Source organism: Paracidovorax citrulli (assembly GCF_900100305.1).
Taxonomy (GTDB): domain Bacteria; phylum Pseudomonadota; class Gammaproteobacteria; order Burkholderiales; family Burkholderiaceae_C; genus Paracidovorax; species Paracidovorax citrulli.
The window spans coordinates 75,256-99,333 of the sequence record NZ_FNEY01000018.1 but is presented as its reverse complement, the minus strand read 5'-3'; the positions used below and the strand labels follow the sequence as shown (position 1 = coordinate 99,333).

General features: G+C 69.1%; 24 protein-coding genes. 13 read left to right on the top strand and 11 right to left on the bottom strand.

From position 1 onward, the window contains the following. From tuf to BLR99_RS13555, 9 genes are all read right to left on the bottom strand, one after another. Positions 1 to 1,187: elongation factor Tu (tuf, locus tag BLR99_RS13595; protein WP_011793521.1), on the bottom strand; the 1,187-nt coding region annotated here is incomplete at its 3' end. Positions 1,188 to 1,440: 253 nt separating this feature from the next. Next, positions 1,441 to 3,543 (bottom strand): elongation factor G, encoded by a 2,103-nt coding sequence (fusA, locus tag BLR99_RS13590; RefSeq protein WP_011793520.1) that lies wholly within the window; start codon positions 3,541 to 3,543, stop codon positions 1,441 to 1,443. An 82-nt stretch (positions 3,544 to 3,625) separates the two neighbouring features. Beyond that, complete coding sequence (rpsG, locus tag BLR99_RS13585; RefSeq protein WP_011793519.1) at positions 3,626 to 4,099, bottom strand: 30S ribosomal protein S7; 474 nt, start codon at positions 4,097 to 4,099, stop codon at positions 3,626 to 3,628. Between the two features lie 164 nt (positions 4,100 to 4,263). Beyond that, complete coding sequence (gene rpsL / locus BLR99_RS13580) at positions 4,264 to 4,641, bottom strand: 30S ribosomal protein S12 (RefSeq protein WP_011793518.1); 378 nt, start codon at positions 4,639 to 4,641, stop codon at positions 4,264 to 4,266. 155 nt (positions 4,642 to 4,796) lie between these two features. Continuing rightward, complete coding sequence (locus tag BLR99_RS13575) at positions 4,797 to 5,978, bottom strand: D-alanyl-D-alanine carboxypeptidase family protein (RefSeq protein WP_011793517.1); 1,182 nt, start codon at positions 5,976 to 5,978, stop codon at positions 4,797 to 4,799. Positions 5,979 to 6,058: 80 nt separating this feature from the next. Further along, positions 6,059 to 6,700, bottom strand: coding sequence for an alpha/beta hydrolase (locus tag BLR99_RS13570; protein ID WP_011793516.1), 642 nt, complete (start codon positions 6,698 to 6,700; stop codon positions 6,059 to 6,061). A gap of 89 nt (positions 6,701 to 6,789) precedes the next feature. Then, a complete protein-coding gene (locus BLR99_RS13565) occupies positions 6,790 to 7,140 on the bottom strand; it encodes a (2Fe-2S) ferredoxin domain-containing protein (RefSeq protein WP_011793515.1) in 351 nt (116 codons plus the stop codon). 9 nt (positions 7,141 to 7,149) lie between these two features. Beyond that, the gene (locus BLR99_RS13560) at positions 7,150 to 8,268 is read right to left on the bottom strand and encodes a VanZ family protein (RefSeq protein ID WP_011793514.1); all 1,119 of its coding nucleotides are present in this window, start codon (positions 8,266 to 8,268) and stop codon (positions 7,150 to 7,152) included. A 17-nt stretch (positions 8,269 to 8,285) separates the two neighbouring features. Beyond that, the gene (locus BLR99_RS13555) at positions 8,286 to 8,714 is read right to left on the bottom strand and encodes a CopD family protein (protein WP_011793513.1); all 429 of its coding nucleotides are present in this window, start codon (positions 8,712 to 8,714) and stop codon (positions 8,286 to 8,288) included. A 72-nt stretch (positions 8,715 to 8,786) separates the two neighbouring features. Here BLR99_RS13555 and hemB point away from each other — a divergent pair, with 72 nt between their 5' ends. The 7 genes from hemB to BLR99_RS13520 all read left to right on the top strand — a co-directional run bounded on the left by hemB (position 8,787) and on the right by BLR99_RS13520 (position 17,034). Beyond that, on the top strand, positions 8,787 to 9,794 hold the full coding sequence (gene hemB, locus BLR99_RS13550; protein ID WP_011793512.1) for a porphobilinogen synthase: 1,008 nt from the start codon (positions 8,787 to 8,789) through the stop codon (positions 9,792 to 9,794). 63 nt (positions 9,795 to 9,857) lie between these two features. Then, the gene (locus BLR99_RS13545) at positions 9,858 to 11,087 is read left to right on the top strand and encodes a magnesium transporter CorA family protein (protein WP_011793511.1); all 1,230 of its coding nucleotides are present in this window, start codon (positions 9,858 to 9,860) and stop codon (positions 11,085 to 11,087) included. 109 nt (positions 11,088 to 11,196) lie between these two features. Beyond that, complete coding sequence (locus BLR99_RS13540; RefSeq protein ID WP_233249090.1) at positions 11,197 to 11,853, top strand: glutamine amidotransferase; 657 nt, start codon at positions 11,197 to 11,199, stop codon at positions 11,851 to 11,853. 132 nt (positions 11,854 to 11,985) lie between these two features. Further along, the gene (locus BLR99_RS13535; protein ID WP_011793509.1) at positions 11,986 to 12,480 is read left to right on the top strand and encodes a MarR family winged helix-turn-helix transcriptional regulator; all 495 of its coding nucleotides are present in this window, start codon (positions 11,986 to 11,988) and stop codon (positions 12,478 to 12,480) included. A gap of 37 nt (positions 12,481 to 12,517) precedes the next feature. Continuing rightward, a complete protein-coding gene (locus BLR99_RS13530) occupies positions 12,518 to 14,089 on the top strand; it encodes an efflux transporter outer membrane subunit (protein ID WP_061855847.1) in 1,572 nt (523 codons plus the stop codon). Between the two features lie 81 nt (positions 14,090 to 14,170). Next, the gene (locus tag BLR99_RS13525; protein ID WP_048857545.1) at positions 14,171 to 15,433 is read left to right on the top strand and encodes an HlyD family secretion protein; all 1,263 of its coding nucleotides are present in this window, start codon (positions 14,171 to 14,173) and stop codon (positions 15,431 to 15,433) included. A gap of 32 nt (positions 15,434 to 15,465) precedes the next feature. Continuing rightward, on the top strand, positions 15,466 to 17,034 hold the full coding sequence (locus BLR99_RS13520; RefSeq protein WP_011793507.1) for a DHA2 family efflux MFS transporter permease subunit: 1,569 nt from the start codon (positions 15,466 to 15,468) through the stop codon (positions 17,032 to 17,034). Between the two features lie 79 nt (positions 17,035 to 17,113). On the opposite strand, the gene BLR99_RS13515 is transcribed toward BLR99_RS13520, so the two are convergent. Then, positions 17,114 to 17,803 carry a dienelactone hydrolase family protein gene (locus BLR99_RS13515; protein WP_011793506.1) on the bottom strand — a complete coding sequence of 230 codons (690 nt, stop codon included), beginning with the start codon at positions 17,801 to 17,803 and terminating at the stop codon, positions 17,114 to 17,116. A 136-nt stretch (positions 17,804 to 17,939) separates the two neighbouring features. Here BLR99_RS13515 and BLR99_RS13510 point away from each other — a divergent pair, with 136 nt between their 5' ends. From BLR99_RS13510 to BLR99_RS13485, 6 genes are all read left to right on the top strand, one after another. Next, positions 17,940 to 18,689 (top strand): SDR family oxidoreductase, encoded by a 750-nt coding sequence (locus tag BLR99_RS13510; RefSeq protein ID WP_011793505.1) that lies wholly within the window; start codon positions 17,940 to 17,942, stop codon positions 18,687 to 18,689. A 12-nt stretch (positions 18,690 to 18,701) separates the two neighbouring features. Further along, a complete protein-coding gene (locus BLR99_RS13505) occupies positions 18,702 to 19,337 on the top strand; it encodes a MarC family protein (RefSeq protein WP_011793504.1) in 636 nt (211 codons plus the stop codon). A 2-nt stretch (positions 19,338 to 19,339) separates the two neighbouring features. Continuing rightward, positions 19,340 to 20,023, top strand: coding sequence for a response regulator (locus BLR99_RS13500; RefSeq protein WP_011793503.1), 684 nt, complete (start codon positions 19,340 to 19,342; stop codon positions 20,021 to 20,023). Between the two features lie 56 nt (positions 20,024 to 20,079). Next, positions 20,080 to 21,531 carry a two-component system sensor histidine kinase CreC gene (gene creC / locus BLR99_RS13495; RefSeq protein ID WP_011793502.1) on the top strand — a complete coding sequence of 484 codons (1,452 nt, stop codon included), beginning with the start codon at positions 20,080 to 20,082 and terminating at the stop codon, positions 21,529 to 21,531. A gap of 147 nt (positions 21,532 to 21,678) precedes the next feature. Beyond that, positions 21,679 to 23,088, top strand: coding sequence for a cell envelope integrity protein CreD (gene creD, locus BLR99_RS13490; protein WP_011793501.1), 1,410 nt, complete (start codon positions 21,679 to 21,681; stop codon positions 23,086 to 23,088). Beyond that, positions 23,085 to 23,408, top strand: a complete 324-nt coding sequence (locus tag BLR99_RS13485) for a hypothetical protein (protein WP_011793500.1) — start codon at positions 23,085 to 23,087, stop codon at positions 23,406 to 23,408. The genes creD and BLR99_RS13485 overlap by 4 nt, the downstream gene beginning before the upstream one ends. 99 nt (positions 23,409 to 23,507) lie before the next feature. Here the strand turns inward: BLR99_RS13485 and BLR99_RS13480 are convergent, their stop codons facing one another. Continuing rightward, a complete protein-coding gene (locus BLR99_RS13480; RefSeq protein ID WP_011793499.1) occupies positions 23,508 to 24,023 on the bottom strand; it encodes a hemerythrin domain-containing protein in 516 nt (171 codons plus the stop codon). Positions 24,024 to 24,078 lie beyond the last annotated feature (55 nt).

The window sequence follows — 24,078 nt, the reverse complement described above, 5'->3', positions numbered from 1 at the left end:
GCAATGATCTTGGCCACGACGCCGGCGCCGACCGTACGGCCGCCTTCGCGGATGGCGAAGCGCAGGCCTTCTTCCATGGCGATGGGGTTGATCAGCTTGACGGTGATCGACACGTTGTCGCCGGGCATGACCATTTCCTTGTCGGCCGGCAGCTCGATGGCGCCGGTCACGTCGGTCGTGCGGAAGTAGAACTGCGGACGGTAGTTGTTGAAGAAGGGCGTGTGGCGGCCGCCTTCGTCCTTCGACAGCACGTACACCTCGGCCGTGAAGTGGGTGTGCGGCTTGATGGAGCCGGGCTTGCACAGCACCTGGCCGCGCTCGACGTCTTCACGCTTCGTGCCGCGCAGCAGCAGGCCGACGTTGTCGCCGGCTTGGCCCTGGTCCAGCAGCTTGCGGAACATTTCCACGCCCGTGCAGGTGGTCTTCTGCGTGTCGCGGATGCCCACGATTTCGATTTCTTCGCCGACCTTGATGATGCCGCGCTCGACACGACCCGTCACCACGGTACCGCGACCGGAGATCGAGAACACGTCTTCCACGGGCATCAGGAAGGCACCGTCCACGGCGCGCTCGGGCGTCGGGATGTAGGTGTCCAGGGCTTCGGCCAGCTTGTCGATGGCTTGCTCGCCCAGGGGGCCCTTGTCGCCTTCGAGGGCCAGCTTGGCCGAGCCGCGCACGATGGGGGTGTCGTCGCCGGGGAAGTCGTACTTGTCGAGGAGTTCGCGCACTTCCATCTCGACGAGCTCGAGCAGCTCTTCGTCATCCACCATGTCGCACTTGTTCAGGAACACGATGATGTAGGGCACGCCCACCTGGCGGGCCAGCAGGATGTGCTCGCGCGTCTGGGGCATCGGGCCGTCGGCGGCCGAGCACACCAGGATGGCGCCGTCCATCTGGGCGGCACCGGTGATCATGTTCTTGACGTAGTCGGCGTGGCCGGGGCAGTCCACGTGGGCGTAGTGGCGGTTGGCCGTCTCGTATTCCACGTGTGCGGTGTTGATGGTGATGCCGCGGGCCTTTTCTTCGGGCGCTGCGTCGATTTCGTCGTACTTCTTGGCTTCGCCGCCGAACTTGGCGGACAGCACCGTGGCGATCGCTGCCGTCAGCGTCGTCTTGCCATGGTCCACGTGGCCGATCGTGCCCACGTTCACGTGGGGCTTGGTACGTTCGAACTTACCTTTTGCCATTTCTCAACTCCAGAATAAAGAGCAATGCCCGTGTGTTGGTTTTACGTCTGCATCGCATTGCGGATTCCTTCGCCACGGGCAACGAAGGGCATGCGATCGCAGACAGAAATTGATTTCCTAGCGCCACCCCGACCTTCCTGTTCGAAAGGCCGCGGAGCAGGCCACGCCAGCGGCACGCGCGGGACCGGCTTTGCCGGACCGCTGCGTGCGCCCCCTTGAGGGGGAGGCGCCGCAGGCGACACAGGGGTGGTACTTACTTCGCGCGGGCGGCCATGATGGCTTCGGACACGTTGCGCGGAGCTTCGCTGTAGTGCTTGAACTCCATCGTGTACGTGGCACGGCCTTGCGTCGCGGAGCGCAGCGCGGTCGAGTAGCCGAACATTTCCGACAGGGGCACTTCGGCCTTGATGGCCTTGCCGCCGCCGACCATGTCGTCCATGCCCTGCACCATGCCGCGGCGGGACGAGAGGTCGCCCATCACGGTACCGGCGTAGTCTTCGGGCGTCTCCACTTCCACGGCCATCATGGGTTCCAGGATGACCGGACCGGCCTTCTTGCAACCTTCCTTGAAGCCGAAGATGGCGGCCATCTTGAACGCCAGTTCGTTCGAGTCCACGTCGTGGTACGAACCGAAGTGCAGCGTGACCTTCACGTCCACCACCGGATAGCCGGCCAGCACGCCCTGGGTCACGGCTTCGTTGATGCCCTTTTCCACGGCCGGGATGAATTCACGGGGAACCACACCGCCCTTGATGGCGTCCACGAACTCGATGCCCTTGCCGGCTTCGTTCGGCTCGATCTTGAGCACGACGTGGCCGTACTGGCCCTTGCCGCCGGACTGGCGCACGAACTTGCCTTCGGCCTCTTCCACCGTCTTGCGGATGGTTTCGCGGTAGGCCACCTGCGGCTTGCCCACGTTGGCTTCCACGCCGAACTCGCGCTTCATGCGGTCCACGATGATTTCGAGGTGGAGCTCGCCCATGCCCGAGATGATGGTCTGGCCGGATTCCTCGTCGGTCTTCACGCGGAAGGACGGATCTTCGGCGGCCAGGCGCTGCAGCGCGATGCCCATCTTTTCCTGGTCGGTCTTGGTCTTGGGCTCCACGGCCTGCGCGATCACGGGCTCGGGGAACACCATGCGCTCCAGCGTCACGATGGCTTCGGGATCGCACAGGGTTTCACCCGTGGTCACGTCCTTCAGGCCCACGCAGGCGGCGATGTCGCCGGCGCGGATTTCTTCCACTTCCAGGCGTTCGTTGGCGTGCATCTGCACGATACGGCCGATGCGCTCCTTCTTGCCCTTGACGGGGTTGTAAACGCTGTCGCCCTTGGAGAGCACGCCCGAATACACGCGCACGAAGGTCAGCTGGCCCACGAACGGGTCGGTCATCAGCTTGAATGCGAGGGCCGAGAACTTCTCGTTGTCATCCGCCTTGCGGGTGGTTTCGGCTTCGTCTTCGTCCGTGCCGGCCACGGGCGGGATGTCCACGGGCGAAGGCAGGTAGTCGATCACGGCGTCCAGCATGCGCTGCACGCCCTTGTTCTTGAACGCCGTGCCGCACAGCATGGGCTGGATCTCGGTGGCGATCGTGCGCGTGCGCAGGCCGAGCTTGATCTCTTCCTCGGAGAGGTCGCCCTCTTCCAGGTACTTGTTCATCAGCTCTTCGGACGCTTCGGCAGCGGCCTCGACCATCTTCTCGCGCCATTCCTTGGCGGACTCCGCCAGGTCGGCCGGGATCTCTTCGTAGTTGAACTTCATGCCCTGGGAGGCTTCGTCCCAGATGATGGCCTTCATCTTGAGCAGATCGACCACGCCCTTGAAACCTTCCTCGGCGCCGATCGGGATCACGACGGGCACGGGGTTGGCCTTCAGGCGCAGGCGCATCTGGTCATAGACCTTGAAGAAGTTGGCGCCGGTACGGTCCATCTTGTTGACGAACGCGAGGCGGGGCACCTTGTACTTGTTGGCCTGGCGCCAGACGGTTTCCGACTGGGGCTGCACGCCACCCACGGCGCAATAGACCATGCAGGCACCGTCCAGCACGCGCATGGAACGCTCCACCTCGATGGTGAAGTCCACGTGGCCGGGGGTGTCGATGATGTTGAAGCGGTGCTCGGGGTAGGACATGTCCATGCCCTTCCAGAAGCAGGTCGTGGCGGCGGACGTGATCGTGATGCCGCGCTCCTGCTCCTGCTCCATCCAGTCCATGGTCGCAGCGCCGTCGTGCACTTCGCCGATCTTGTGGTTCACACCCGTGTAGAACAGGATACGTTCAGTCGTCGTGGTCTTGCCAGCGTCGATGTGGGCCGAGATACCGATGTTGCGGTAGCGCTCGATGGGAGTCTTGCGTGCCATGATGGTCTTTCGTTAACAGCCAAAGAGCCCGCCCGCCGGTGGGGCGGATCGGGCTCCAGGCCTTCGAGATGAAGGGATGGGCTTAGAAGCGGAAGTGGCTGAACGCCTTGTTGGCTTCCGCCATGCGGTGCACTTCGTCACGGCGCTTCATCGCGCCGCCACGGCCTTCCGTGGCTTCCAGCAGCTCGTTGGCCAGGCGCTGGGCCATGGACTTCTCGCCGCGCTTGCGCGCGGCTTCCTTGAGCCAGCGCATCGACAGGGCCAGGCGACGCACGGGACGCACTTCGACCGGCACCTGGTAGTTGGCACCACCGACGCGGCGGGACTTCACTTCCACCATGGGCTTCACGTTGTTGATGGCAACGGTGAACGCTTCCAGGGGATCCTTGTCGGGGTGCTTCTTCTGGATGAGTTCCAGGGCGCCATAGATGATGCGCTCTGCAACTGCCTTCTTGCCGCCTTCCATGATCACGTTCATGAATTTGGACAGCTCGACATTGCCGAACTTCGGGTCCGGCAGGATTTCACGTTTGGGGACTTCGCGACGACGTGGCATTTCTGACCTCTATCTTTGCTTCAGTTGGCGCCTTTCCAGGCACCGCGAGAGCCATTCAGGACTCCCACTTACTCGACCCACGCAGAACACCTGCGTTCGGGGCCACTACGCTGCTTCACCGCGCCACGCGGGAACAGCACCGAAAATTCTTCGAAACGCAGGGCTTACTTGGCCTTGGGCTTCTTGGCACCGTACTTGGAACGGGCCTGCTTGCGGTCCTTGACGCCTTGCAGGTCAAGCGAGCCGCGCACGATGTGGTAACGCACACCGGGCAGATCCTTCACACGGCCGCCGCGGACCAGCACCACGCTGTGTTCCTGCAGGTTGTGGCCTTCGCCGCCGATGTAGGAGATGACTTCGAAGCCGTTGGTCAGGCGCACCTTGGCGACCTTCCGCAGAGCGGAGTTCGGCTTCTTGGGCGTCGTGGTGTACACACGGGTGCACACGCCACGGCGCTGGGGAGAGTTTTGCATCGCGGGGCTCTTGGACTTGGTCGTTTCGACCTCGCGCCCCTGACGCACGAGCTGGTTGATGGTTGGCATGAATCGTCCCTAAACGTGAAAACTTCGCCCAATGGATTCGAATCGAGCGAAGACGTGATTCCCTTCGGAAATTCCGAAAAGCCTTCTAATGTATCAGTTTGCCCGGGGCGAGGCAAGGACCGGCGCCGCCGGCCTCCCGCCACGCGCAGCGCGCATCACTTGATCCAGAGCCGGATGGCATCCCAGGCACGGCCGAAGATGCCCGCCTGATCGACGGTCTCGAGCGCCACCAGGGGCACCTCGGCGATCTGCTGTTCGCCCAGCGACACCTTGAGCGTGCCGATGGATTGGCCCTTCGTCAGCGGTGCGACCAGCGGGTCCTGCCGGACGACCTGGGTCGTGATCTTGCCGGCCGAACCCGACGGCACGGTGACGACGATGGGATCGGGGCGCCCGATCTTGATGGTGTTCTGCACGCCTTTCCAGAGCGCCGGGGTGGCGGCAGGCTGGCCTGCATCGAACAGCTTGACGGCATCGTAGGCGGTGTAGCCCCAGTTCAGGAGCTTCTGGCTTTCGTTGGCGCGGGCGCTTTCGCTGGCTGCACCGAGCACGATGGACAGCAGCCGGCGCTGGCCGATGTTCGGGAAATCGCGCTTGGACGTGGCGACCAGGCAATAGCCCGCTGCCGCGGTGTGGCCGGTCTTGAGGCCATCGACGGTCGGGTCGCGGAACAGCAGCGCATTGCGGTTGGTGCCGTTGGACGGCGGCGTGCCCGGGTAGGCGTAATGCTTGGTGGAGTAGTAATGCATGTACTCCGGGAAATCCTTCATGAGCCGCGTGGCGAGCACGCTCAGGTCGCGCGCCGTGGTCGTGTGGCCGGGCTCGGTGAGGCCCTCGGGATTCTTGTAGGCCGTGTTCTTCATGCCCAGGGCCCTGGCCTGGTCGTTCATGAGCTTGACGAAGTTCTCGGCCGTGCCGCCCACGCCCTCGGCGAGGGCCATGGTGGCGTCGTTGCCCGACTGCACGATCATGCCCTTGATGAGGTCTTCCACCGGCACCTGCATCTTGGGATCAATGAACATGCGCGAGCCCGGCATCTTCCAGGCGCGCTCGCTCACGGGGAGCCTCTGCTCCAGCGTGATCTTCTTGGCGCGCAGCGCATCGAACACCAGGTAGCCCGTCATGAGCTTGGTCAAGGACGCCTGCTCCACGGGGGCGTCGATGTCCTTGGCGGCCAGTACCTGCCCGGCGGTCACGTCCAGCAGCAGGTAGTTGCGCGCGGCGATCTCGGGCGGCTGGGGCGCCTGCACCTGCGCCCAGAGTGCGGCAGGCGCGAGCGCGGCGGCCATGGCGAAGGAGCGCAGCAGGGGCAGGAAGGACTTCAGGGAGGCATGCATTCGGAACGGTCCGGGAAGAAGGGGAACTGGGGGATAGAAAGAAAGAGGAGGCGGGCGGCAGGCAGCCGGCGGCCTGCCCCTCAGGCCTGGGAAGTCAGGTGCCGCATGACCAGGCTCTTGAGCAGCGGCAATTGTCCGTGAAAGAAATGCCCGCCACCGGGCACGACTGTCACAGGGAGTGTCTGCGGGCGCGCCCAGTCCATCACGGCAGCCAGGGGCACGGTGTCGTCCTGCTCGCCGTGGACGACCAGCGTGCGGCCATGGGCCTCGGCCGGCACGGGCGCGACGGTGAAGCGGCTGGCGGCCGTCCCCACGAGCACGGCGCGTTCTATGTCGCGCGCGCCCCAGAGCCGCTCCAGGGCGTGGCTGGTGACGAAGGCACCGAAGGAAAACCCGGCCAGCGCGATCGCACCGGCGGGCGCCGCCTGGTCGATGACCGCGAGCAGGTCGTCCAGCTCTCCGCGCCCTTCGTCGTGGGCGCCGGCACTGCCGCCGACGCCCCGGAAATTGAAGCGCACGGCCGTCCATCCACAGGCGACGAAGGCCCGGGCGAGGGTCTGCACGACCTTGTTGTCCATGGTGCCGCCGAAGAGCGGATGGGGATGGGCGATCACGGCCACGCCGCGCGGGGCGTCGCCCGCGGCCGCGGCGGCCGGGTCGCGCAGCGCCTCGATGGCACCGGCCGCGCCGGAGAAGGTCAGGCGTTCAGTCTGGGCGTTCACTTGTCTGCAGTATGAATTGGCCACACGCGCCGCCCCAGAGAAGGCGGCCCGCGGACCGAAATGCGGGAAGGCCGGGGTCTGAGCCCGGATCAGCGTCCGAGTTCCGGCGGGGTGAGCAGCCGCTCGACCACCTGGCCGTTCTTGAGGTGGGACTCGACGATCTCGTCGATATCGCTGGTGTCCACGTAGGTGTACCAGATGCCCTCGGGGTAGACGACCGCGACGGGCCCGCCCGCGCAGCGGTCCAGGCAGCCGGCCTTGTTCACGCGCACCTGGCCGGGACCGGCGAGCTTTTCGGCCTTGACGCGCGCCTTGCAGTGGTCGAACGCCTCCTTCGCGCCGTGGTGGGCACAGCTGTCCTCGCCGTTGATGCGGTCGTTGAGGCAGAAGAAGATGTGGCGGGCGTAGTAGCCGCGGGACGGGGAAGTGTCTTCGGTCATGCCCGGATTCTAGGAGGCGGGGGCCGTGCGTGCCTCCGGCGCCGGGCGGCTGGCGACCTGCAGCACCACATACACCAGCGTCGCATAGGGCCAGAGCCAGCCGAGCCACTGGCCCAGGCCGTAGAAGCGGATGAAGCGCCCCTGCTCCCAGGCCAGGAGGGTTTCCGCGAAATAGGCGCTGGTCGGCGCCTGGTTGAGCAGGTTCAGGTGCCAGACCAGCACGAGCAGCAGCAGCACCCCGGCGGCGCGGCGCGGCAGTGCCACGAGCAGCAGCGCCGCCACCAGCCCCGCGACGATCCCCACGCGCGCGGGCAGGCCGAGCCACTCCCAGGCGTGGGCCGGGCCATAGCTGAGCGCGGCGGACAGCGCGGTCACCGCCACCCCGGCGGCGACCATGCCGCAGGCATAGGCCACGCGGCGGCCGACGCTCCGGATCACGCAGTAGCCCAGCAGGCAGGGGACGAGCAACCCGAGCAGCACCGCGAGCAGTTCCGCCCCGGGCATCAGGGGCTCCAGCGGCGCGTCGCGCACCGGCAGCCATTCGAGGAACGGGGTGTCGGCGAGGATCTCGGCCAGCGCGGATTCCAGGCGCTCCCACATCTGGCCGAGCCCGAAAGGCACGGCCGCGGGAAACAGCAGCGCGGCCGGCCAGAGCGCGATGAGCACCAGGGCGCCGCTCGCGTCCTGCACGAACCAGCGCGCGCGGAACCGGCTCCAGCGGGCGATGGCCCCCAGCCGCTCCAGCAATGCGGCCAGGAGCGCTCCCAGCAAGGTGCCGGCCGTGTTGAGCAGCAGGTCCGTGTTGGACGGCACCCGGCGCGGCAGGTAGATCTGCAGAAGCTCCATGAGCATGGAGAGCATGCCGCCGGACAGCACCGCCACCGCCACGGCGGCCCGGGGCCAGCCGGTGCGCAGCAGCGCCAGGGCCAGCAGGAAGCCCAGCGGTGCATAGCCGGCGATGTTGATGTTGACGTCGAACCAGGTCCAGTAAGGCGGCGGAACCCGGGCCGTGAGAAAGACCAGCGGGGAGATGCCCTGCTCGCGCCAGCCCTCGAAGGGAAACAGGCTCGCGAAGACGATGAGCGCGATGTAGGTCAGCGCGAGCGGCCAGGCGGAGGTCTTGTGCACGGCAGAGCGCGCCCGGCTCAGAACGGCTTGACGACCACCAGTACCACCGCGGCCACCAGCATCAGCACGGGCACCTCGTTGAACCAGCGGTACCAGCGGTGGCCGTGGCTGTTGCGCCCGGCGGCGAACTTGCGCAGCAGGACGCCGCAGGCATGGTGGTAGCCCACGGCCAGCACCACCACGGCGAGCTTGGCGTGCATCCAGCCGTTGCCGGGGCCGCGGCCGATGCCGTAGCCCAGGTAGAGCCACAGGCCCAGGGTCAGCGCGGGCACCGCCAGCAGCGTGGTGAAGCGCAGCAGCTTGCGGGCCATGAGCAGCAGGCGCTCCCGCTCGGCGGTGGAATCCGGAGGCACCATGGCGAGGTTCACGAAGATGCGTGGCAGGTAGAACAGGCCCGCGAACCAGCTGGCCACGAAGACGATATGGAAGGCTTTGACCCAGAGCATGGACCGCAGTGTACGTGCCGCGGGGAGCCCGCCGGTGGCACGCACGTCCCGAAACGGGAGCACAATTTCGGGATGCATCTCTCCAGCCCCCCGCCCTTTCCCCAGCACCGTCCCCGCCGGCTGCGGCGCGACGCGTTCACCCGCAACCTCGTGCGCGAGCACCGGCTGTCACCGCACGATTTCATCTATCCGGTGTTCGTGCATGAAGGCGCGAACCACCGCCAGGCCGTGCCCTCGATGCCGGGGGTGGACCGGCTGAGCCTGGACCTGCTGCTGCCCGTGGCGGAGGACTGCGTGCGCCTGGGCATCCCGGTGCTGGCGCTGTTTCCCTCGATCGACCCGGCACTCAAGACGCCGGACGGCAAGGAGGCGCTGAACCCTGACGGCCTGATCCCCCGCGTGGTGCGGGCGCTGAAGAAGGAATTCCCCGACCTGGGCGTGCTCACCGATGTGGCGCTGGACCCCTACACCAGCCACGGCCAGGACGGCATGCTCGACGAGACCGGCTACATCCTGAACGACGAGACGGTGGAAATCCTCGTCGGACAGGTGCTCACGCATGCCGAGGCGGGGGTGGATATCGTGGCACCCAGCGACATGATGGACGGCCGGATCGGCGCGATCCGCGAGGCTCTGGAGGCGCAGGGCCATGTCCACACCCGCATCATGGCCTACAGCGCGAAGTACGCGAGCGCGTTCTACGGCCCGTTCCGCGATGCCGTGGGCACGCGTGGGGCGCTGGGCAAGGCCGACAAGAACGTCTACCAGATGGACCCGGGCAACACCGACGAGGCGCTGCGCGAGGTGGCGCTGGACATCGCAGAGGGCGCGGACATGGTCATGGTCAAGCCCGGCATGCCGTACCTGGACGTCGTGCGCCGCGTGAAGGACGAGTTCCGCGTGCCGACCTTCGCCTACCAGGTGAGCGGCGAATACGCCATGCTGAAGGCCGCCGCCGCCAACGGCTGGCTCGACCACGATGCCGTGATGATGGAATCCCTGCTCGCCTTCAAGCGCGCCGGCGCGGACGGCATCCTCACGTATTTCGCGCGCGATGCCGCGCGGCTGCTGACGAAGTAAGGGTCCCATGTCGCCGATCTGGACAGGGCCAGAGAAAGAAGAAGACCAACGCGGGGGGCGGCCTTGAGCGAAGACTCCAACGGTACGGTCCGCGTCTTCCACATCCAGCCGCAGGGGGCACGCGAGCTGGACGCCATTCCGCAGCGCATGCCCGCGCAGGGCTTCGTGTGGATCGCGTGCACCCGCGTAACCTTCTCGGCGCGGCTGGGGGCGCTGCAGTCGGCCCTGCAGGCGCTGGCGGGCCAGCAACTGGTCGATCTGCACGTCTCCGATCTGCTGAACGCGCAACTGCCTTCGCATTACGACTACACGTCACAGTACGACGTGCTGGTGTTCCGCCGGCTGAGCGCCACCCAGTGCGATACCGGCGAGGTGCCCGGCCTGGCGAGTCTCACCGGCCTGGGTTCCAGGCGCGCCGGGCCGCCGGTGCTGCGGCGCATCGATACCAGCCCGGTCGGCTTCGCGGTGTTCGACCAGGTGCTGCTGTCCGTGCATCCGGACGACTGCACCGTGCGCGATGCCTTCGCCGCGCGCCTGCTCACCGCCAACCAGCCCGCGCCGCCCCCGGCACCGGCGCAGGAGCCGGCGGCGGAAACCGCCACGCCCGGGCTCCCCACCTCGGAGACGCTGGCGCGCGAGCAGCGCACCGGGCCGGCGCCGGGCTCGCGCCTGCCGACCAGTCCGGCGGACCTGATGCTGCGCGTGGTGAACCTGATCGTGGACAACTACCTGGACCTGCGCCGCGAACTCTCGCGCCAGCTGGACCACTGGCAGGCCGAACTGCTCAAGCCGCGCGGGCGCTTCGCCAACTGGAGCGCGCTGCTGGATGCGCGGCTCACGCTGCACCAGCTCGACGAGATCTGCGAGGACCAGCGGGCCGCCGTGCAGGACTGGGTGGACACGCTCGAGACCTGGGCACTGCCCGACAACCCCGCCGCGCTGCGCGAGCTGGAACTGCTCAAGGTGCGCAGCCGCGACGTACTGGAACACATCGAACGCGTGGTGCACCACGTACGCCGCCTGGAGCAGAGCACCGAAACCGCGGTGCAGATGCACTTCAGCGTGCAGAGCAACCGCACGAACGACATCATGCGCACGCTCACCGCCCTCACGGCCGTGTTCCTGCCGCTGAACCTGATCGCGGGCATCTTCGGCATGAATTTCGAGTTCATCCCGCTGGTCCACAAGCAGGACGGCTTCTGGTGGGCCATGGCCACGATGACGGTGATCGCCATCGCGCTGGTGGCGCTGTTCTGGCGCAAGCGCTACCTCGCACGCACGGGCCAGCATTGATCGTCCCGCCCACCATGCCTTCGCCGCCGGCACCGCGACCCATCGTGATCGCAGGACCGGCGGCACGTTCCCGGCGCTGCGGGAGCGCCTGGGCGACTTCGAGGACTGGGTGCAGGCGGGGCTCGCCTGCACCGCGGCGCCCGTGCTCACCATCGATGCGGCGCAGGACGAGGGCATGCCCGAGCCCGCATCCATCGCCGGCGTGGTGGTGACCGGTTCGCACGCCATGGTCACGGACCGGGCGCCCTGGAGCGAGGCGCTGGGCGGCTGGCTTGCCCGCGCCGTGGCGGCGCAGACGCCCGTGCTGGGTATCTGCTACGGCCACCAGTTGCTGGCCCATGCGCTCGGAGGAGACGTGGCGGACCATCCAGGAGGATGGGAGGTCGGCACCGTGGAGGTCGCAATGGCCCCGGACGCCACGAGCAGCGACGCGCTCTTCGCCGAACTGCCCGCGGCCTTCCATGCCCAGGTCGTCCATCGGCAATCGGTGCGCCGACTGCCCGCCGGGGCAGTTCGGCTCGCGGGCAATGCGTTCGAACCGCACCAGGCCTTCCGGGTCGGCCACTGCGCGTGGGGGGTGCAGTTCCATCCCGAATTCGGGCCGGACGCGATGCGCAGCTACATCGACACGCTGGCCGCCGACCTGCGCCGCGCCGGCCGCGCCCCCGATACGCTGCGCGAGCACGTCCGCGCGACACCGGAGGCGGCCGCGCTGCTGCGCCGTTTCGCCTGGTTCTGCCTGAGCAACCACCGCCGGACAGCCTGATCCCTCCAGGCCCGCCAGGCCTTCCCCCCGCCTGCCGGAGGACACGCCTCCCACCGCTATGCCAACGGGCCGACCGGGGTGCCCTGCAATCAAAGACTTGACATTATTTGATTAGTCAATTAATGTCACGGCATGCACTCACCCCACGACGCCACGCCCTCCGTCCATCCAGAGCTGATCGAGCAGAGCATCGGCTACCAGATGCGCCGCATCGTCAGCCTGATGGGCAACGAGGTGGACCGCCGGGTGGAACCCCTGGGGCTGACCGATGCGCAATGGCGGCCCCTGCTGCGCATCTTCCTGGCTTCGGGCCAGGAAAGCACGGTCGCGGCCCTGGCACGCGTCTGCCAGCTGGACGCAGGCGGCATGACGCGGCTGCTGGACCGGCTGGAGGCCAAGGGCCTGTGCCGCCGCGAGCGCTCGCAGGAGGACCGCCGGGTGGTCAACCTCGCCCTGACCGAAGAAGGCCAGGCCGCCGCGGCCCAGTTGCCGGAATTGCTGCAGGACCTGCAGCGCACCGCCCTGCACGGGTTCAGCGATGCGGAAGCCGCCGCGCTGCGCCGCTACCTGGCCCGCATCTACGACAACCTGACCACGCGGCTCACGCCGCCGCCGGACGCCCAGTAAGACCCCCCGGCCCCTCTTTCCGAGAGCACGACACAACATGAAAAACCTTCTGGCTCCTTCCTCCTCCGTTGCGGCGGTGCCGCATGCGCAGCCGGCTGGCGATGCCGCAGGACCCCGCTGGCAGGCGGTGGCGCTCTACGCCGGCACGCTGGCCTTTGCGCTGCTGGGGCTGACGGCCTGCGCCGACATGTCCGGCATCGCGCCCCGGTCGCAGATGCGCGACGCGGCCTCCCTGGGTCTCGCCGCGCATGCCGAGGGCGTGGCCGATGCTGCGCGCGCCTTCGCCGACCCGGCCGTGGCATCCGACTGGTGGCGTGGTTTCGGCGACGCGCAGCTGGATGCACTCATCGAGCAGGCCTTGTCCCAGAGCCCCGACCTGAAGCTCGCCGAAGCGCGCATCGCCCGGGCACAGGCTTTCACGGAAGGCACGCGCGCCGCCGACCGCCCGCAGGTCAATGGCAGCCTGGACGCCACCCGCCAGCGCTACAGCTCCAATTCCATCTATCCGCCTCCCCTGGGCGGCAGCACGAAAAACAGCGCCACGGGGCGCCTCACGGGGAGCTGGGAGCTGGACTTCTTCGGCAAGAACCGCGCGGCCATCGACGCCGCAGTGGGCAGCGCCAACGCGGCCATCGCCGACGCGCAGGCCGCCCGGGTGCTGCTGGCTTCCAACGTGGTGCGGCAGTACGTGGAACTCGCACGGGTGGAGGCCCAGCTCGGCGTGGCGCAGCGCACGCTGGAACAGCGCACCCAGACCCTGGCGCTGGTGCGCGATCGCGTGGCGGCCGGCCTGGACACGCGGCTGGAAGAGCGCCAGAGCGAAGGCAGCCTGCCCGAGGCGCGCCAGCAGATCGAGGCGCTGCGCGAGCAGGCGGCCATGGCGCGCAATGCGCTGGACGCGCTGGTGGGGCAGCCCGGTGCCGCGCAGGCCCTGGTGCCGCCGCCACTGTCGTCCCTGCATGCCATCGCCCTGCCCGCCGCACTGCCCGCGGACCTGCTGGGCCGGCGCGCGGATATCGCCGCCGCGCGCTGGCGCGTGGAAGCCGCCACGCAGGACGTGGCCATGGCGAAGGCACAGTTCTATCCCAACGTGAGCCTCACGGCCTTCGTGGGCCTGGCATCGCTGGGGCTGGACAACTTCGTCAAGGGCGGCAGCCGCGAATGGGGCGTGGGCCCGGCCATCCGCCTGCCGATCTTCGAGGCGGGCCGGCTGCGCGCCAACCTGCGCGGCAAGGCCGCCGACGTGGATGCCGCCGTCGAGAGCTACAACGCCACCCTGCTGGACGCGCTGCACGAGGCAGCCGACCGGATCGCCTCGGCACGCTCCATCGACCAGCAGGCGGCCGAGCAGCGCGAAGCGCAGGCCTCCGCCGAGAGCGCCTACGCCATCGCCCAGCAGCGCTACCGGGCCGGCCTGGGGAACTACCTGAACGTGCTCACCGCCGAAACCAGCGTGCTGCAACAGCGCCGCCAGGCCGTGGATCTCGCGGCGCGCCGCCTGGACAACCAGGCCCGCCTGGCGCGCGCACTGGGCGGCGGCTATGCCTCGCAGGCTCCCGTCCTGGCAGCGGGCCCGCAGATGCCCGCCGCATCCGGCACCGCGCACTGACCTTCCCCCCCCCCCTTTATCCGCTTGCCCCCCGTACCCTTGCCGCGCGGACGATGGCCGTTCCCGCGGGGAGACATCACCATGAACGCACCCCAGAACGCTTCCGCCCCCTCCAACGCCCCGGCCACCGCGCAGGACGCCAAGGCCCGCCGCCGCAAGACCCTCGTGGCCCTCGCCGCCGTGGTCGTCGTGGCCGGCGCGGGGTGGGGCCTGTACGACTGGCTCGTCCTGAGCCACTACGAGAGCACCGACAACGCCTACGTGCAGGGCAATGTCATCCAGATCACGCCACAGACGGGCGGCACGGTGATGTCCATCATGGCCGACGATACCGACTTCGTGAAGGCCGGCGCACCGCTGGTGCAGCTGGACCCGGCCGACGCCCGCGTGGCGCTTGCCCAGGCCGAGGCGGGCCTGGCCCAGGCCGTGCGGCAGGCGCGCACCGTGTACGTGAACAACGGTTCGCTGAACGCGCAGATCACGCTGCGCCAGGCCGAGGTGGCCAAGGCGCGGTCGGACGTGGCGCGCGCCCAGGAGGACCTGAAGCGCCGGCAATCACTCTCGGGCAACGGCGCCGTCTCCAAGGAGGAGCTGCAGCACGCGCAAAACCAGGTGGACGCGGCCCATTCGGCCCTGGCCGCCGCGCAGGCCGGCGTCGAAGCCGCACGTGAACAGCTGACCAGCAACCAGTCGCTCACCCAGGGCGTGCCGGTGCAGGAGAACCCCAACGTGCTCGCGGCGGCGGCGAAGGTGCGCGAAGCCTATCTCGCCGAACGCCGCACGGCCCTGCCCGCCCCGGTGGACGGCTATGTCGCCAAGCGCACGGTGCAGCTCGGCCAGCGCGTGGCGCCCGGCGCGCCGCTCATGACCATCGTGCCGCTCAGCCACGTGTGGGTGGACGCGAACTTCAAGGAAAACCAGTTGCGCAACCTGCGCCTGGGCCAGTCCGCCACGCTCACGGCCGATCTCTACGGCAGCAAGGTGGAGTACACGGGCAAGGTCGTCGGGCTGGGCGTGGGCACGGGCGCGGCGTTCGCGCTGCTGCCCGCGCAGAACGCCACCGGCAACTGGATCAAGGTGGTGCAGCGCGTGCCCGTGCGCATCGCCCTGGATGCCGAGCAGCTCAAGGGCCATCCGCTGCGCGTGGGCCTGTCCATGGACGTCACGGTGAACACCCAGGACCGCACAGGCGCACTGCTGGCGGACGCGCCGCGTGCCGAGGCGGTGGCGCAGACGGCCGTGTATGCCGGCCTGGACAGGGGTGCCGACGAAGAAGTGGCCCGCATCGTCGCAGCCAATGCAGGGCCGGCCCCCCGTGCCGGCAGCCGGACGCAGGCCCACTGACCGCGGCGGCGCCCTCCCCTTTCGGAGCCTCCATGTCCTCTCCCACCCACACACCGCCCCTGGCGCCGCCGCCGCTCGAAGGCAGCGCGCGCATGTGGGGCACGCTGGCCCTCTCGGCGGCCACATTCATGAACGTGCTGGACACGTCGATCGCCAACGTGTCGCTGCCCGCCATCGCGGGCGACCTGGGCGTGAGCCCCACGCAGGGCACCTGGGTCATCACCAGCTTCGCGGTGGCCAACGCCATCGCGGTGCCGCTCACCGGCTGGCTGTCGCAGCGCTTCGGGCAGGTGCGCCTGTTCGTGGCCAGCGTGACGCTCTTCGTCATCGCATCGCTGCTGTGCGGGCTGGCGCCCAACATGGCCACGCTCATCGCCTTCCGCGCACTGCAGGGTTTCGTGGCCGGGCCGATGATCCCGCTGTCGCAGTCGCTGCTGCTTTCCAGCTACCCCAAGGCGCTGGCCGGGCTGGCCATGGCGATGTGGTCGATGACCACGCTCATCGCGCCGGTCATGGGGCCGTTGCTGGGCGGCTGGATCACGGACAACATGACCTGGCCGTGGATCTTCTACATCAACGTGCCGGTGGGCATCGTGGCGGTGCTCGTCACCTGGGGCATATTCCACAAGCGCGAATCCGAGCGGCGCGCGCTGCCGATCGACTCCGTCGGCCTGGCCCTGCTCGTCATCTGGGTGGCGGCGATGCAGGTGATGCTGGACATCGGCAAGGAGCATGACTGGTTCGCTTCGCCCTGGGTCGTGGCCTGCTGTGTGGTGGCCGTGGTGGGCTTCATCACCTTCATGGTCTGGGAGCGCGGCGAGGAGCACCCCGTGGTGGACCTGTCGCTCTTCAAGATCCGGAATTTCTGGGCGGGCGCGCTGGCCACCTCGGTGGGCTACGGGCTGTTCTTCGGCAACGTGGTGCTGCTGCCGCTCTGGCTGCAGCAGTACATGGGCTACACGGCCACGCAGGCGGGCATGGTGATGGCGCCGGTGGGCCTGCTGGCGCTGGTGCTCTCCCCGGTGGTGGGCAAGAACATCGCCAAGGTGGACCCGCGCCGTTTCGCGACCTTCGCCTTCCTCGTGTTCGCGCTGGTGCTGTGGATGCGCTCGCGGTTCAATACGCAGGCGGACCTGGCGACCATCATGGTGCCCACCATCATCCAGGGCATCGCCATGGCGTTCTTCTTCATCCCGCTGGTGACGCTCACGCTGTCGGAGATCGCGCCGGCGCGCATTCCGTCGGCGTCCGGGCTGTCGAACTTCATGCGCATCACGGCCGGGGCCATCGGCACGTCCGTGTCCACCACGCTGTGGGAGCGGCGTGCCACGCTGCACCATGCGCAGTTGACCGAGGGCCTGCAGCAGGGCGGGGTGGCCGTCACGCAGACGCTGCAAGGGCTGCAGGCGGGCGGATTGACGGCGGAGCAGGCGCTCGCGCAGGTCGAGCGGCTGGTGAACCAGCAGGCCTTCATGCTGGCGGCCAACGACATCTTTTATGCGTCGGCCGTGCTGTTCCTGCTGCTGATTCCGCTGGTCTGGCTGGCCCACCCGGTACGTGCCAGTGCCGGCAGCGCGGACGCGGCGGCGGGTGCGCATTGACTGGACCTCTCCCCTGAGCGGCTGCAGGGGGGACGACGCCAGTGGCCCGGCAGAGCCGGTTCCACGGCGTCGGTAGCCCTCAGCCCAGGTACTTCGCGAAGAACGCCAGCGTGCGTTCGCGCGCCAGGTCCGCGGACGGTGCGTCGTAGGAGCCGCGCTGGTCGCAGTTGAAGCCGTGGTCGGCTTCATAGACATGCACCTCGACGTCCGGGTGTGCCTTGCGGAAGTCCTCCACGCCTTCCAGCGGGATGTAGTGGTCGCGCTTGCCGAAGTGCGCGATCACCGGGCAGCGCGGGGTGCGGGCCACTTCCTGGCCGCCCGTGATGCCGCCGCCGTAGTACACGGCCGCGGCCGACAGGCCCCGGAGTTCGCACGCCGCCCGCCAGGACAGCAGGCCGCCCCAGCAGTAGCCCACGATGCCGACCTTGCCGCCGCTCTGCTGCGCCGCATGGTCGATGGCCGCCTGGATGTCGGGCAGCACGCCCGCGCCCGGCAGCGCTTCCACTTGCTGCTTCAGGCCGAAACCTTCCTTCATGTCGTCGTCGGTGTAGCCCAGTCCCACGCCGGGTTGCACGCGCGCGAAGGTGGCGGGCGCCACCGCGAGGTAGCCCGCGGCCGCATAGCGGTCGGCCACGGAGCGGATGTGCGAGTTGACGCCGAAGATCTCCTGCAGGACCACCACGGCGCCGCGCGCCCGGCCTTCGGGCCGCGCCACCCAGGCTGGCACCTTGAAACCATCTGCCGAGGCCAGATCCACGAAACTGCCCATGTTGTCACTCCTTCGATATGAACGGGTTGAGCGCCCCCGGGGGGAGGGAGCGGCGGGTACCGATCGCAGCAGCCGGACCGCGCCGGGCGCGGCAGTGCTGTAATCGCGCCACGGCATTCTTGCAGGAGACGCACCCATGGACAAAAAAGTGGTTTTGGTGACGGGAGGCAGCCGGGGCATCGGCGCCGCCACCGCCCGGCTGGCCGCCCGGCACGGCTGGGCCGTGGCGGTGAACTATGCGCGCGATGCCGCTGCGGCGGGGCGCGTGGTCGATGCCATCCGGGAGGAAGGCGGCGACGCCGTGGCCATCCAGGCGGACGTGGCGGACGAGTCGCAGGTCGTGGCGCTGTTCGAGGCGGTGGACGCGCAGTGGGGCCGGCTGTCGGGCCTGGTGAACAATGCCGGCGTGGTGGACGTGCCGGCACGCGTGTCCGAGATGAGCGGCCAGCGGCTGCGGCGCATGTTCGACATCAACGTGCTGGGCAGCTTCTACTGCGCCCGCGAGGCAGTTCGGCGCATGGGCCTGCAGCGCGGCGGCCAGGGCGGCAGCATCGTCAACGTTTCCAGCGCCGCAGCCCGCCTGGGTGCCGCCCACCAGTACGTGGACTACGCGGCAGCCAAGGGCGCCATCGACGTGCTCACGGTGGGCCTCGCGCGCGAAGTGGCCGCGGAAGGCATCCGCGTGAACGCGGTGCGGCCCGGCCTGATCGATACCGAGATCCACGCGAGCGGAGGGTTGCCCGACCGTGTGCGCGACCTTGCCCACCAGGTGCCCATGGGCCGGGGCGGCACGCCGGAAGAAGTGGCCGAATCCATCGTCTGGCTGCTGTCGGACGCCGCGAGCTACACCACCATGAGCCTGCTGGACGTTTCCGGCGGCCGCTGAACCGGACACCCCATGGACCTCAAGCCCCTCATCACCCTGCTGGCCATCGTGAACCCGCTGGCCATCGTGCCCTTCTTCATCCACTACACCGACGGTTTCTCGCCGCGGCAGCGGCGGCGCACCATCCAGGTGGCGGCCTTCAGCGCGTTCTGCGTCATCGCGGCCTGCGCGCTGCTGGGCCTGCAAATCCTGGAGTTCTTCAACATTTCGCTGCAGAGCTTTCAGGTGGGCGGCGGCATGCTGCTGCTCATCAGCGCGATGAACATGCTCAACGCCCAGCCCGCGGAAGCGAAACCGCACACGCACGAACTGGAAGAAGGCGCCGAGAAGGCCGCCCAGGGCGACAGCATCGCCGTGGTGCCGCTCACCATCCCGCTGCTCACCGGGCCCGCGAGCATGTCCACCGTGGTGATCTATGCCGACCGGGCGCAGACCGTCTGGCAGCATCTCGCTCTGGTGGGCTACGGTGTGGTGATCGCCCTGGCCACGGCGGTGTGCTTCGCGCTCGCCGACCCGATCGCGCGCGTGCTGGGCAAGACCGGCATCAACGTGATGACGCGGCTCATGGGCCTGATCCTGGCCGCGCTGGCCGTCGAGGTGATGGCCGATGGGCTGGGCAAGCTCTTTCCCGTCCTGGTGGCGCGCTGACCATGGCCGCCCGCCTGCTGCTCGTGGAAGACGATCCGGCCATCGCGCGCACCGTGGCCTACGCCCTGGAACGCGATGGCCTGGCGGTGAGCCACAGCCTGCTGCTGGGCGATGCCCGCGGCCTGCTGCGCGCCCACCGCTTCGACCTGCTGGTGCTGGACGTGGGCCTGCCCGACGGCAGCGGCCTGGATCTGCTGCGCGAACTGCGCCAGCAGGGCAGCGCCCTGCCCGTGCTCATGCTCAGCGCCCACGGAGAGGAGATCGACCGCGTGCTGGGCCTGGAACTCGGTGCCGACGACTACCTGCCCAAGCCCTTCAGCCCGCGCGAACTGGCCGCCCGGGCCAAGGCCCTGCTGCGCCGTGCCGCCGCGCCTGCGGCGGCGCCCGCCTCCCCGGTCACCGGCCCCTTCCATGACGACGCCGCCGGCCAGCGCATGCACCTGCACGGAAGACCGCTGGCGCTCACGCGCCGGGAATACCGCCTGCTGTCCCAGCTGCTCGCGGGCGCGGGCCGCATCCACACGCGCGAGGCCCTGCTGGCCGGAGCCTGGGGCGGCGACAGCGAGAGCACCGACCGCACCGTGGACACGCACATCAAGACCCTGCGCGCCAAGCTGCGCGAGGCCGACCCGTCGCGCGAGTACATCCATACCCACCGGGGCATGGGCTATTCACTAGAGGTATGAAGCCGCCCCTGACGCGCTTCGCGCCATCCCCCTTCCGCTGGCAAGGAGCTTGACCCATGCGCCTCGGGCTGCGGCTGCTTTTCGCGTTCTTCCTCATCAACGGCATCGCGGCATTCTTCGTGCTGCGGGTGTTCACGGCCGAGATCAAGCCCAGCGTGCGGGAGGTGATGGAGGACATGATGGTGGACACCGCCAACCTGCTGGCGGAGCTGGCGAGCGACGACCTCGCGAGCGGGCGCCTGGCGGCCGGCGCGCAGAACAGCGATTTCGCGCGCCACGTGCAGCGCTACGCGAGCCGGCCGGTCGATGCCTCCATCTGGGGGCTGTCCAAGCAGACGCTGGATTTCCGCATCTACGTGACCGATGCGCGCGGGCGCGTGGTCTTCGATACCGAGCGGCGCGCCGTGGGCGATGACTATTCGCAGTGGCGCGACGTGGCCCGCACGCTGCGCGGTGAATACGGCGCCCGCGCCACGCGCGACGTGCAGACCGACGACACCAGCGGCGTGATGTACGTGGCCGCGCCGATCTGGATCGACGGCCCCCCGGGCGGCGAGCGGCGGATCGGAGGCGTGCTTACCGTCGCCAAGCCGACGCGCACGGTGCAGCGCTTCATCGACCGGGCCGAACGCAAGGTGCTGCAGGGCGGATTGCTGCTGCTCGCGCTCTCCGCGGCCGTGGGCGTGGCCGTCACCGTATGGACCGTGTGGCACGTACGCCGCCTGCGCGACTATGCCCTCAGCGTGCAGGCACCGGGCGACGGGGGCGGGCCGCCGCCCGCCGTGCCGCGCGTGCCCGGAGAACTCGGCGACCTCGCGCGGGCCATGGACCACATGCGCGAACGCCTCGCGGGCCGCGACTACATCGAGGGCTACGTGCGCGCCCTGACCCATGAACTCAAGAGCCCCGTGGCCGCCATCCGCGGCGCAGGCGAGTTGCTGCAGGACGACCTGCCCGGGGACGATCGCCGGCAGTTCGCGGCCCAGGTGGTGGACCAGAGCGAACGGCTGCAGCGCCTCGTGGACCGCCTGCTGGAGTTGAGCAAGCTGGAGCAGCGCCAGCACGCGGAGGCCGGCGCCGCACCGGTGGCCCTGCGCGCCTGCGCCGAGGCGGCCCTGCGCCAGTGCGAGGCGCGGGCCTCCCAGCGCGGGGTGCGTCTGCAGCTGGAAGGGGACGGAGGAAGCGGTCCCTGGGAGGCCGAACTCATCACCCTGGCCCTGGGCAACCTCATCGACAATGCCATCGACTTCTCGCCCGAAGGCGGCACCGTGCGCGTGGTGCTGGACGGTGCCGCCGCTTCGGTGCAGGACGAAGGACCGGGGGTGCCGGACTACGCCCTGCCCCGGCTGGGCGAGCGGTTCTTCACCACCGCACGGCCGGACGGCACGCGCAGCGGCTCGGGACTGGGGCTGGCGATCGTGAAACGGGTCATGGCGCTGCACGGCGGCCGGCTCGACGTGGCCAGCACCGCCCGGGGACTGCGGGCGACCCTGGTACTGGCCGGCTGACGATCACCCCGGGGTGCGCAGGCCGGCGGCTCGCGCCGGGCCGGATGGCGGCGCACGCCACTTCACGCTCGCCTCACACGCCTCATTTCCCCCTCACACCCGGAGCCGAGACTGCTCCTCCACCACCACTCTCCGGAGGAGCACTCCTTGAAACACCCCTTTCTCGCCAAAGCCGCGGCGCTCGTCGCGGTCACCCTGCTGCTGCTGTTCGGGCTCGGCATGATCGACAACATCGTGCGCGACCGGCAGCACTACCGCAGTGAAGCCACCCGCAGCGTGGCCCAGAGCCTGGCGGGGCCGCAGACGCTGCTGGGACCGGTGCTGCACAGCGCCTGCGTGGAAACCTGGGATGCCGTGACCGGCAAGGGGGAGGAGCGCCGCACGACCGAGCAGCGGCGCGAATTCCTGCTCACGGCCATGCCCGAATCGCTGCAGGTGCGGTCTGGCGCCGCGATGCAGCAGCTTTCGCGCGGCCTGCACCAGGTCAACGCCTATACCCTCCAGGCCCACGTCACCGCGCGCTGGGCCACGCTCGCGGACCTGCGGCCGCACGCCACGGTGGAGGGATCGCGCATGCAGTGCGGCGCGCCCATCCTCATGCTGGCCGTGGGCGATGCACGCGGCATCCGCGCCGCACGGGTGGAGGTCGATGGACAGCCGCTGGCGCTCAAGCCCGGCACCTTCCACCCTACCTACACGCGCGGCCTGCACACGCCGCTGCCGGAATCGCTGCGCGGGCGCGGCGAGCCCCTGAGCGTTTCCGTGGATCTCGAACTGGTGGGCACCGAGCGGCTCTCGATCGTTCCCCTGGGGGGCAACACCGACGTGCAGTTGCAGAGCAGCTGGCCGCACCCGTCGTTCGGGGGCCGCTTCCTGCCGTCGGAGCGCACGATCGGCGACGATGGGTTCACGGCGCGCTGGCACCTCTCCGCGCTGGCCACCACAGCGCAGCAGGACGTGGCCGCCAGCCGGCGGCTCTGCGAAATCGGGGGCGATACGGCGCCCTACGAGCCGCCCGCCGCGGCCGAGGCGGGCTGCGCCGACGCATTCGGCGTGTCCTTCATCGATCCCGTCAATCCGTACTCGCTCTCGGACCGCGCCACGAAATACGGCGTGCTGTTCATCGCGCTCACCTTCGTGGCCGTGGGCCTGTTCGAGTTGCTGCAGCAGCTGCGCGTGCACCCGGTGCAGTACCTGCTGGCGGGCAGCGCCCTGTGCAGCTTTTTCCTGCTGCTGGTGAGCCTGTCCGAGCACCTGCCTTTCGGCACGGCCTACGCTGCGGCGGCCGGCGCGTGCGTGCTGCTGCTGACCTACTACGCCTGCCACATGCTGCGCAGCGTGCGGCGCGGCCTGCCGTTCGGCGCGGGCATCGCCCTGCTCTACGGCCTGCTCTATCTGCTGCTGCAACTGGAGCAGACGGCGCTGGTGGTGGGGGCGCTTTTGCTCTTCGCCGTGCTGGCGTTCGTGATGGTGGCCACCCGCAAGCTGGACTGGTATGCGCTGTCTTCCGGTGGCCGGGCGCTGCCTTCCACTGCGCGGACGGAGGCCGGACAATGAGCGGGGACACCGCCGCCATCGCGGATGCCGCCCGGCGCAGCGCCGCGGCCTGGTCGGGATACCTGTCGTCGTGGCAGGAGCCCGGGGCGGCCACGGCACCCGCGCTCCTCGGCCCGGAGGAGACCGCCCGGCTGGAACGCTACCGGGACCGGTTGCTGGCGGCGTGGGAAGCCCGGGACCGCGATGCCTTGCGCAGCGCGAAGCAGGCCGTACTCCAGACGGCCCGCATGCGCCCGGCACCGAGCCCGGTTTTCACGCAGGCCATGCGCCTGCTGGCCTGGCGCATGGCCGCACTGCGCCTGGGGCGTTCGCGCCTGTGAGCATGGGCCATGCGTGCAAGGGAGGCTGCGCTGGCGCCCGGTGATGCGGAGGCATCGAAGCCGAGAATCGAGTCACCGGGCGAAGGCGGCGACACCGGCTCAGGCGGCGGTGGCGGCCCGACTTTCGGTTTCCGGCCCCGTCGAATCGCTGGAACACGCGCCGCCGCAACCATGAATGGGCTCGGCCGGCAGCGCGCCGGGCGCATGCACAGTGCCGCTGGCGGGATCGTAGCCCACGCGGCGCAGGTGCAGGGCCAGCGCAGCATCCATGGTCTGGGTGTGCTGGGGGAACCACACCGCCAGCTCGCCAGCCATGTGGCGCAGCACGGCAGACTCGCCCGCCTCCGCGCGGGCCGTGCCCTCGCCCATGACCTGCAGCACCACCTTGTGCTGCAGGCTGTGGCAGTTGCCGGAGGCGAAGCGGGTGGCGGCCATCCAGGCGTCTTCGCGTGCGAAGTGCTCCGTGGTGTGGGCCACGAGCGCACGCCATGCGGGCAGCAGCGCCTCGTCGCCCGCCTGTTCGACGGCGGCCAGCAGGGCGACGAACTCCTCGTGCGTTTCATCCATCAGGGGCAGGTCCAGTGCGAGACCCTCCGACCATTGCAGTGCGGCCATGCATCTCTCCAATCCTTGGCTTGCGATGAGCGATGCAGCTTAGGCGCAGCCCCGG